4 protein-coding genes are annotated in these 8,079 nt (G+C 52.2%); 3 read left to right on the top strand and 1 reads right to left on the bottom strand.

From position 1 onward, the window contains the following. Window positions 1-92: 92 nt before the first annotated feature. Complete coding sequence (locus ACODSJ_RS24480) at window positions 93-641, bottom strand: hypothetical protein (protein ID WP_489104190.1); 549 nt, start codon at window positions 639-641, stop codon at window positions 93-95. Between the two features lie 112 nt (window positions 642-753). On the opposite strand from ACODSJ_RS24480, the gene ACODSJ_RS24475 reads away from it, so the two are divergent. From ACODSJ_RS24475 to ACODSJ_RS24465, 3 genes are read left to right on the top strand one after another with little or no spacing between them, the layout of a single operon-like run. Then, the gene (locus ACODSJ_RS24475) at window positions 754-2,520 is read left to right on the top strand and encodes a hypothetical protein (RefSeq protein ID WP_489104189.1); all 1,767 of its coding nucleotides are present in this window, start codon (window positions 754-756) and stop codon (window positions 2,518-2,520) included. A 45-nt stretch (window positions 2,521-2,565) separates the two neighbouring features. Then, entirely contained in the window at window positions 2,566-4,962 is a 2,397-nt protein-coding gene (locus ACODSJ_RS24470) for a hypothetical protein (protein ID WP_489104188.1), read from the top strand. Between the two features lie 36 nt (window positions 4,963-4,998). Further along, window positions 4,999-7,890, top strand: a complete 2,892-nt coding sequence (locus tag ACODSJ_RS24465; protein WP_489104187.1) for a hypothetical protein — start codon at window positions 4,999-5,001, stop codon at window positions 7,888-7,890. Window positions 7,891-8,079: the final 189 nt, after the last annotated feature.

Below are 8,079 nucleotides of genomic sequence, written 5' to 3'. Positions count from 1 at the left end.
CGTAGCTCAGGAATCCGAATGCCTGGGAGTGCACGGTTTTTGAAGTGGTCATGGCCCGTTTCTCATTGTTGGAGATCAGAATTTGAATGAGGTTAAGGCGAAGAAGGTGGTGCTGCCGAGGTTGTTATCTGGATGCAAGAAAGCTTGTCTCTGAATTCTTCTGTGACTCCCAAGTCAACCATTTGCAATCCTGGTTCAATTATCTGATTTTTTCTGTAGGTCGTGAGGTATTCAATGGGCTGAATTGATGTGGAGGTTTGTTTCTTTGTTGTCTTGAGCTTCAACCAGGTATAACCACTTGTCAGGCAGCCCCCGAAATCACTCAGCAAAATGACAGTGGCTGAAGGCACTTCTGCTAATTGGATTGTGCGGGCTCTGTTATCCCAGCGTTCGCAAGGATAAGGCTCGATGGTAAAGCTGTACATTTTGGTCTGGCCTGGTTCTGGCAGGTCAAAAGAGCAAATAGCATTGTCCTTATCTCTAAGTATTATGGTGCCTGTCGCAGAAAAAGCAGAGCCAGAATAAACAAGATAGTTGCTCAGCAATAAGCCGAAAACGAAGGCTTTGATGTACTTCATAGTAATATGGCCCATGCGAATGATTGTGGGTGAGGCGACAGCATCAGGATTCAACGTTACCACTTGAAAAGTTGCCTGGAACCTAGCAGTTCTGTTAGTGGACAACGCCTTTCATCGAAATCTACAGTGTGATTTCCGATGCTCTATTGCTCTCGAATTTCCGAGGCGTTATTCCATGGCCGACTTGAACCCGCGCCCAGAGATCCCGGCCCTACAGCCCGGTAATTGGATCGATCTGGAGCAATTGAGCAATGCTCCGTTGCTCACCTATATCAAGTTTCCCGGTATGACTATCGGCGATGTGCTTTGGCCGCACTGGCGAGGGTGTGGCGCACAAGGTGAAGTGGCCGACTTCAGCGATTCTCGAGTGGATGTGACAGAAAGTGGCGGCTATACCCCTGAGCGGGGAATGCCAGTGAATATTCCCAATGACCTGCTCAGGCAACTGGATCAGGGATTTGTATTTTATTCCTATGCCGTGGCCACGCCCGGTGATCCTGATGACCCAGGGCCGGAATCGCTTCGAATATTGTGCTACGTAGGGAAACGCAAGCTGCCTGTCCCGCAAGTAAAGGAATCTCACGAGCGCTCGGTGGATCCCAGAAACGTCCTTTCGGCAGGGGCTACCGCCGTGGTACCACCCTACCAGGCCATGAGCGTCGCCGATGAGGTCGTTTTCAGTTGGCAAGGCTATTTCCAGGGCCTTCCAGAACCCGTGTATCGCGAATCCAAGGAAATCAGGGCCGAACATCTGGGCCAGCCTCTGGCGTTCACCGTGCCGTATATCGAGATTGTTGGCATTGCGGGTGAACATGCCGATATCAGCTACCGCGTTCAATACGCCGGTCAACCCGCACAGTTCAGTGAGTCCGAGCCGCAGAGAATCGATATTGTCGAACCCGGCTCTGCCTTGTTGCCTGCTATTACGGTCAAGGGCTACACCGAGGGCCCGATCAATCCTGGACATTATCCCAATGGCCTGACCTTGCAGATGAAGCCGGTTTATCCGGACATCCAGGAAAACGACTGGGTACTGCTGTACTGGACGGGCAGCGAAAAGATCAAGAGTGTCACCAAGGCACTGCGGGTCGATCGTTCGATCCTGGACAGCGCACTCATTGAATTTCATGTCGAGCCGCAATGGCTGACAGCCAACAGCAATAGCCAGGTGAAAGTGGTTTACCAGTACGCCCGGGCGGGTGTTGCCCTTGCGGCCGAACCCTTGCTTCTGGACATCAGCAAGCCGTTATATCTGCCCCCGCCGATTATCGAGGACGCCACCCCTGGTGCAGAGAACCAGGGGACATTACAAGCAAGTACCAGTGGCGCATATGTCAGGATCCCTGAAACCGCAGAAGTCGGCTCCGGCTCAGTGGAAGTGCATTGGCAGGGGCATCCAAACGGTGGGCGCTACACGACGACAGTGCCTGTTTCGGGCAGGCGTTTTCATATTCCCGCCACCGCTATCGCGGCCAACATGTCGACGGTCGCCCAAGGCCGCTATTTTCCGGTGTTCTACAAGGTGGAGGACGAGGACTCTGTTCATTTCAACCTGTTGATCACGCCCTTACCGGAAACCCGCTATCCGTTTACGACCTCCATACACATCACGGGCAACCAGATGTTGTTGTCCAACGTGCCATTCAGCGGTGCAGACCTGGTCATTGAGTCTTCGGGGTTCGATGCATGGCCATTCATGGCAGAAGGGCAACTATTGACGATGGAAGCCAGCGCAGCCCAACTCTCCTATCCGGTTCGTAATGCCCAGCCGGTCACAGAAGCCGAGTTCCGAAACAAAAGGGTAGAGGCGAAACTGCCTAAAAGAGATTTTCTGGAAAAACTCCAAAACGGTGAAAGTTTTTCACTAACTGCACGTGTCAGTTTCGACGGTGGTGAAACATTCACACCCTTTAGAAATACCACGGTGACGCTGGTTCGCTAAATCAGAGTGTCAGTCGCCGATCCTGTTCAGTGAGAGGGTCTTGTCATGGAAATCAATTCTGTAGACGCACTGTTGGACTGGCTTGAAGTAAAGCCCCGTACATTAGGCTGGGGGGCGGTTCTGGCCTATGGGCGCAGTGAGACCAATAAGGTCTTGATGCAGGAATACATTACCCGCTTCGGAACCGGTGATTATATGCAGCCGATCACCGAGGAGATACGGGACAATACGACGCCGACGCATAAGGATTTTTTGCATAACTACCAGATGGACGCACCGCGACTTTCATTTGCGGGTTCAAACTTGCAGAGTTCTTCAGCAAAGTTAACAATGAAAGAGGTCGGTGGCACCCATCTGTCGTTCACTAAATTTGAGGGCGCCCAACAATGGTCGCTCACCAGGATTTCCGAGAAAGATGTATTGGATGGGCCAGGGCTTAAGTTTGACATTGATCTGATGGCGAGCACCGGTTCGGTGAGTTCGGCAGGGCGGGTGGAACTCGATATTTCGGAAGGCAGCAATTATCGGTTGATCGACATGCCGTCCGAGCATTTGCAGCGAGTCGCAGGCGAACGCTTCAAGACGCATTTCAGAGGGTTGCCGCCAGAGCAGAAGATTTTCGTGCTGAACGATTTGCGATTTGAACAGAATCAGTTTCTGAAGCCTTCGAAGTTCATTATCCGTACTCATAACAAACAGGGTTCGGGTGCGAGGCTATTGGCCAATGAAGACGAAGGTGAAGGCGCGGTATTGTTATTTGTCGCTATGGAAGGAAAAGCCAACGGCACTGCTCCTATCGACAATGCCGACCTGAAGTATCTGTTGCCAGAGGGGCATACTGCTACGGTATTGCTCGGGTGCGATATGCTCAAAGAGCAGGTGATGGGTGAGGGGCTGAAAAAAGTTAATCAAATGCTGGAATTTGCATACAGGGATATCATGCAGGATGATGTTTTTTATGGGATTCGGGGGACGAAGGGAGGGATAAAGGAACCTTGGGGGGTGGAGAGTAATGCTTTGTGCGATATGGAAATCCCGTATCTTGAGCTGGATTTTTTTGCTGATACGGGAGATATTTCGACGTATTTTTCCTTTGTTACACCCGGCTATGTTATGTGGACTGGGTCTGCTATACAGTATTGTGGTTTGGCTGTAGTTGGCTATAAGTCGCAATCAGTGACTCTTCGCAGGTATATGGAGTCGATACTCAATGTGCCGGGGAAAGTTAATTTTGGTTATCAGGCATCTCTAGGGTTTGAGCTTTTGATTGAAGGTGGGGATCTGGTTTTTAAAAAGCGAGAAACGCAACTTGTAGATCACTACACAGTAAATCCATCGCCCGAGTTGGAGAATTTTTTTAAAACTGCTGAGTCGTATGAGGTGCTCCTTGGTATTTTCAAAAACAAGATAGTTTTGACCATTGATGCAGCCTATGAGAGATTTATCTCAACTTTACCCGTTCTCAATATATTTACGCTTAATAGTCTACTATTCCGGGGCGAGAATTCGATCAGCCTTCAAAGCGTCCACACACCAACCGACTGGGCCTTGTTCGGTCACGTCGGCCCGACACAAACCGCCTTCAGCATCACCGACCTGGAGCCTATCATCCCCCACACGGTTGCGCGGCAGTTCCATACCGAACCGCGCCGCGACAACTTAACGTGGTCCGTGCGCAATATCCTCGGCGAAACCGTTCCCAAGGGCCGCATCACCAACGCGGGCCTGTACACCCCACCCACCGCCGCCGAGATGCCCCGCAGTTCCATCCGGGTGGTCATCACTGCCACCGACGGCACCCACACCAGCTCGGCGCTGGTGAGTATCACGAGCCGGAGCATGGCCATCAACCCGCTGATCATGATCGCCACGGCCGGGGACTCCCTGGCCCACGACGTATCGGCCGGTGCCGCGGACGGCGGGGCGCTGATTTGGTCCATGGAGGATCCGGACTCTGGAGCGGTGGTAAGACCCAACCCCGCCGACGGCAAGGACCACAGCTATGTGCCGGGGCCGCCGATCGCCAAATCGCCGCCTACCGTCGACACGATTGTGGTGACTAACCCACGGACCAGCGTGAGCGAGACAACCAGCGTGCTGGTACTGCACCGAACAGCGCTGCTTGAAGTGGCAATCAACGAAGCCGCCGTTTTGCCGGAAAACCAGCTCCAGTTGTCGATCATGGGCGAGGACGGTCCCATCAACCCCGGTGACTGGGGCGAGACGTGGCAAGTGCTGTTGGGCGGTGACTCTGCGCACATCGATGCCGTTACCGGTTTGCTGACCTTGAACCCAGCAGGACCGGACAAGTTTGTGGTCGTTACCGTCCTGGCGCCTCCCGCGAGGCCGGGTGGAGCTTCGGATGATGGCTACATTGTCCTGCCGTTGCCGCTGTTCAGTGTGCCCGAAACGATCCAGATGTTCTGTGCCGATGACCAGTAAGTTCCTGGCACTCACGCTAATGGCTGGAGAATGATCATGTCGAATTCACTGGAAAATCTGTTGAGTAAAATGCGCGGACGCTCGATCACTTACGGTTGGGGAGCGATCGTCGCTTTTGGTCGGGAACAACTCAACCGCTTGTTGGAAACGCAATATTTAACCTGGTTGCACGAAGGACGTTTCATCCCGCCAATCAGTGGTGTGGCCTATCTGGATGATCGAACAGAGTCCATGACATTGGACGGCCTATTACTGGGCAAACCAGTGTTGTCATTCGAGTCGGCTTCGCTGAACCAGTCCAGGGTGACGTTAACCATGAACATCGTAGGCGGCAGTTATACCGCCAGGAGTCATCCGGTCGGCGGGGGGGCGGTCCGCTTGCTGTCCAGTTTCAATATTACCGAAGCGATGGGTTACCACATTCAGATGAAGCTGAGCCTGAACCAGATTGAAGGGGAAGTGGATAAACGGGGACGGGTGACATTGGATGTGGCGAGCGATCTGTCGATGACGTGTAATCTCGGGGGAATGCCCGGGGTCGACAAGCCCGTAGCGGCGTTGATCCAAAGCCGCTTGGCGGTATTACCGCAGGATCAACGGATTTTTGAGCTGGGGCTGTTTGACTTCAGTGGCTATAACCCTTTGAGCCCGACCGGATTCTACATTCGGACGCAGAAAGCCCCCGATAATCCGGAGGATGGTGCGGTGGTGCTATTCATTCGCCTGAAAATCCATGATGAAAACGGGGACGGGCTTCCGATTGAGGGCAGTGACTTCCCCTATCTGATTCCGGACGACAAGGCAGGCGGGCGGAATCTTTATTCGGCTGCACTGGTTCTGAACAGCGAATGGATCGAACTGCTCGACGAAGTACAGCTTGATGTGTTGAAGAATCTGCTTTTTCCAAGCGACAACTTTTTCATCGAAAGTAATAACGGGCGACATACGCCTCATGATTTATTGGTGTTGGGTAATATTGAGCCGACCTCCGAAACAGTGAGCGTCGAACCAGCGTTCATCAGCTTGAAGAGTGGTGGCCTGCCTCAGACATTTGTTGCACGTAAGAGCAACGGGTCTAGCGTTAGCGCTCAATGGAGTGTCAGCAACCCTTTTAGCCCGTTTTCGGTGGGTACGATTACCGCCACGGGCGGGGTCTATACCGCGCCAGATCCAATACGAATGGGTCGAGAACAACAGCCGATCGTGGTGACGGCACAGTACATGAAAGGCGGGAAGCTCCAGAAGAGTTCGGCCTTGGTGCTCGGTGTTTTTGAAAGCATGAACATTTCGCCAAGGGTGTGCGTGCGTGGTGTGGGGAGTAACCCTACGCCCGTCGAGATTACCGTGACGACCTTGGGCAGTGGGAGCTTGCGATGGCCGACGCTTTCGCCGGATGAGGGCACGCTTGAGGTCGTTGATAATTATCATGCGATCTATACACCGCCTGCCAGCCTGACAGAACCGTTAGCCTTGCAGAGAATCAGGGTAACCGATCCGCAGTTCAACGAGACGATTGAAGCAACCGTCGTGTTGATGAAAGCGGCGCACACGCTGCCGGTCGATCCACCCTATGTTGCGGCGATAACCGCAAGCGATCCGATTCGGCTGTATGCCGACCTGGAGCCCGAAGATGACGTTCGATGGGTCGTTATCGGTGAAGGGGACGTGGATGAAAATGGTGTCTACACACCTCCCGCCCAGCCCACGTCCCGAATTAGTGTGGTGAGATGTTCTTATCTGGTGAATGGTCAGGCCAGGGCAAGCGGTTTCAGCATTATCCAGCTTTCCGAACAAGTACAACCAGAGCCGCGTTGGCTGGAACTTAATGAGTTTACCATCGCCGTCAATAATGGCTTGGACAGTTGTTTCAGTAATGGTTTTCAGCAAATCCCCGTTATCGTTACCATCGCAACGAAATCAGTCACCGTGGGTGGAACGCAACAATACATCCCCGTGAGCGATGCTGAACTGGCTACGCTCAGGTTGGTCGATAAAGTGACGAATGTTCCAATTCCATTCATAGCGGTGGGCCAGGAAGGCATTGAATACGGCAGTCATACACCTTGGGCTGCCAGCAAAACTAGAAATCGCTTCAGATTTTTTTCGGCCACTGCAGCGCGAACTTATTCGTTGGCGCCGCCGGTGCCAAAAAATAATGGTGTACGTTATCGCGAGCTTTATATCTGTCTTGCACAAGAAGGTAGTCGGACCTTCTATGCGCAATTTGATTCGCCTTATGGTATTCAAAACTCTACCGATGAGAGAACTGAAAATTATGAGGTGGAAGTGCGGGGTATCCGGCCGACGACACCTCCACTGTCTCATTATGAATTTAACCGTGTGCGTAAATGGAAAGATGAAGACGGGCACGATGCACCGCCCAGCCAAACGAATCCTGAGTGGGATTATTTCAGCTATTATCGTCAGTCCATTGATTACTGGTATTTGAGCTATTTGCGGCGGGGTATCGATCCCGTTCTCTTTAGCACTTTGTACATCGAGAACAATATTTCGACAGTGCAGTGGGAAAGTGAGCTGGTCGACGAGACATTCTTTAGCTATACCGGTTACGCCTTCAATCCGGCTAATCTTGAAAATGCCGACAGCCCAAGTCCTGAGGGGTTGTCCTTCGATCCCTATTTGTGGGGATTGATGAGAAGCCGTCAAAAAAATCTCAAGACTTCATTTGACGGTGGAGGACCAGCGCAGGGTGAGTTGATTATCAGCATGCATCGAACGGACGACATGACGTATTGGTATGACGGGTTGGCAAATGGCGACAAGCGAAAATTGTACCGCCGGCATCTGGATCCCGGTATCCATATTGTGTTGCTCGATGAGGAAGGAAATCGCCACTCCCTGGCAATTGGCTTCGACTCGCCATCCAAAGAAGATAGCCGTAATAAGTTGGTGCTGAGTCGAAGATGACAAGACGTAGCGTTGTGTTTTCGTATTTTTGTTCTGGATTGGCTGTTCGATGTAGCTGTTGTGTGACCCGGATATTCCGATGCCTTCTTTCGAGTCTCTAGAAACGTCGATAGCCTTAATTACGAGGAAGATAAAACATGACCACTTCCAGTGTTGTGCACTCTCAGGCGTTCGGTTTCATGAGTTATC

Source organism: Pseudomonas sp. FG6 (assembly GCF_057809015.1).
The sequence above is the reverse complement of the archived record's forward strand: the minus strand, read 5'-3'. Positions and strand labels throughout refer to the sequence as shown.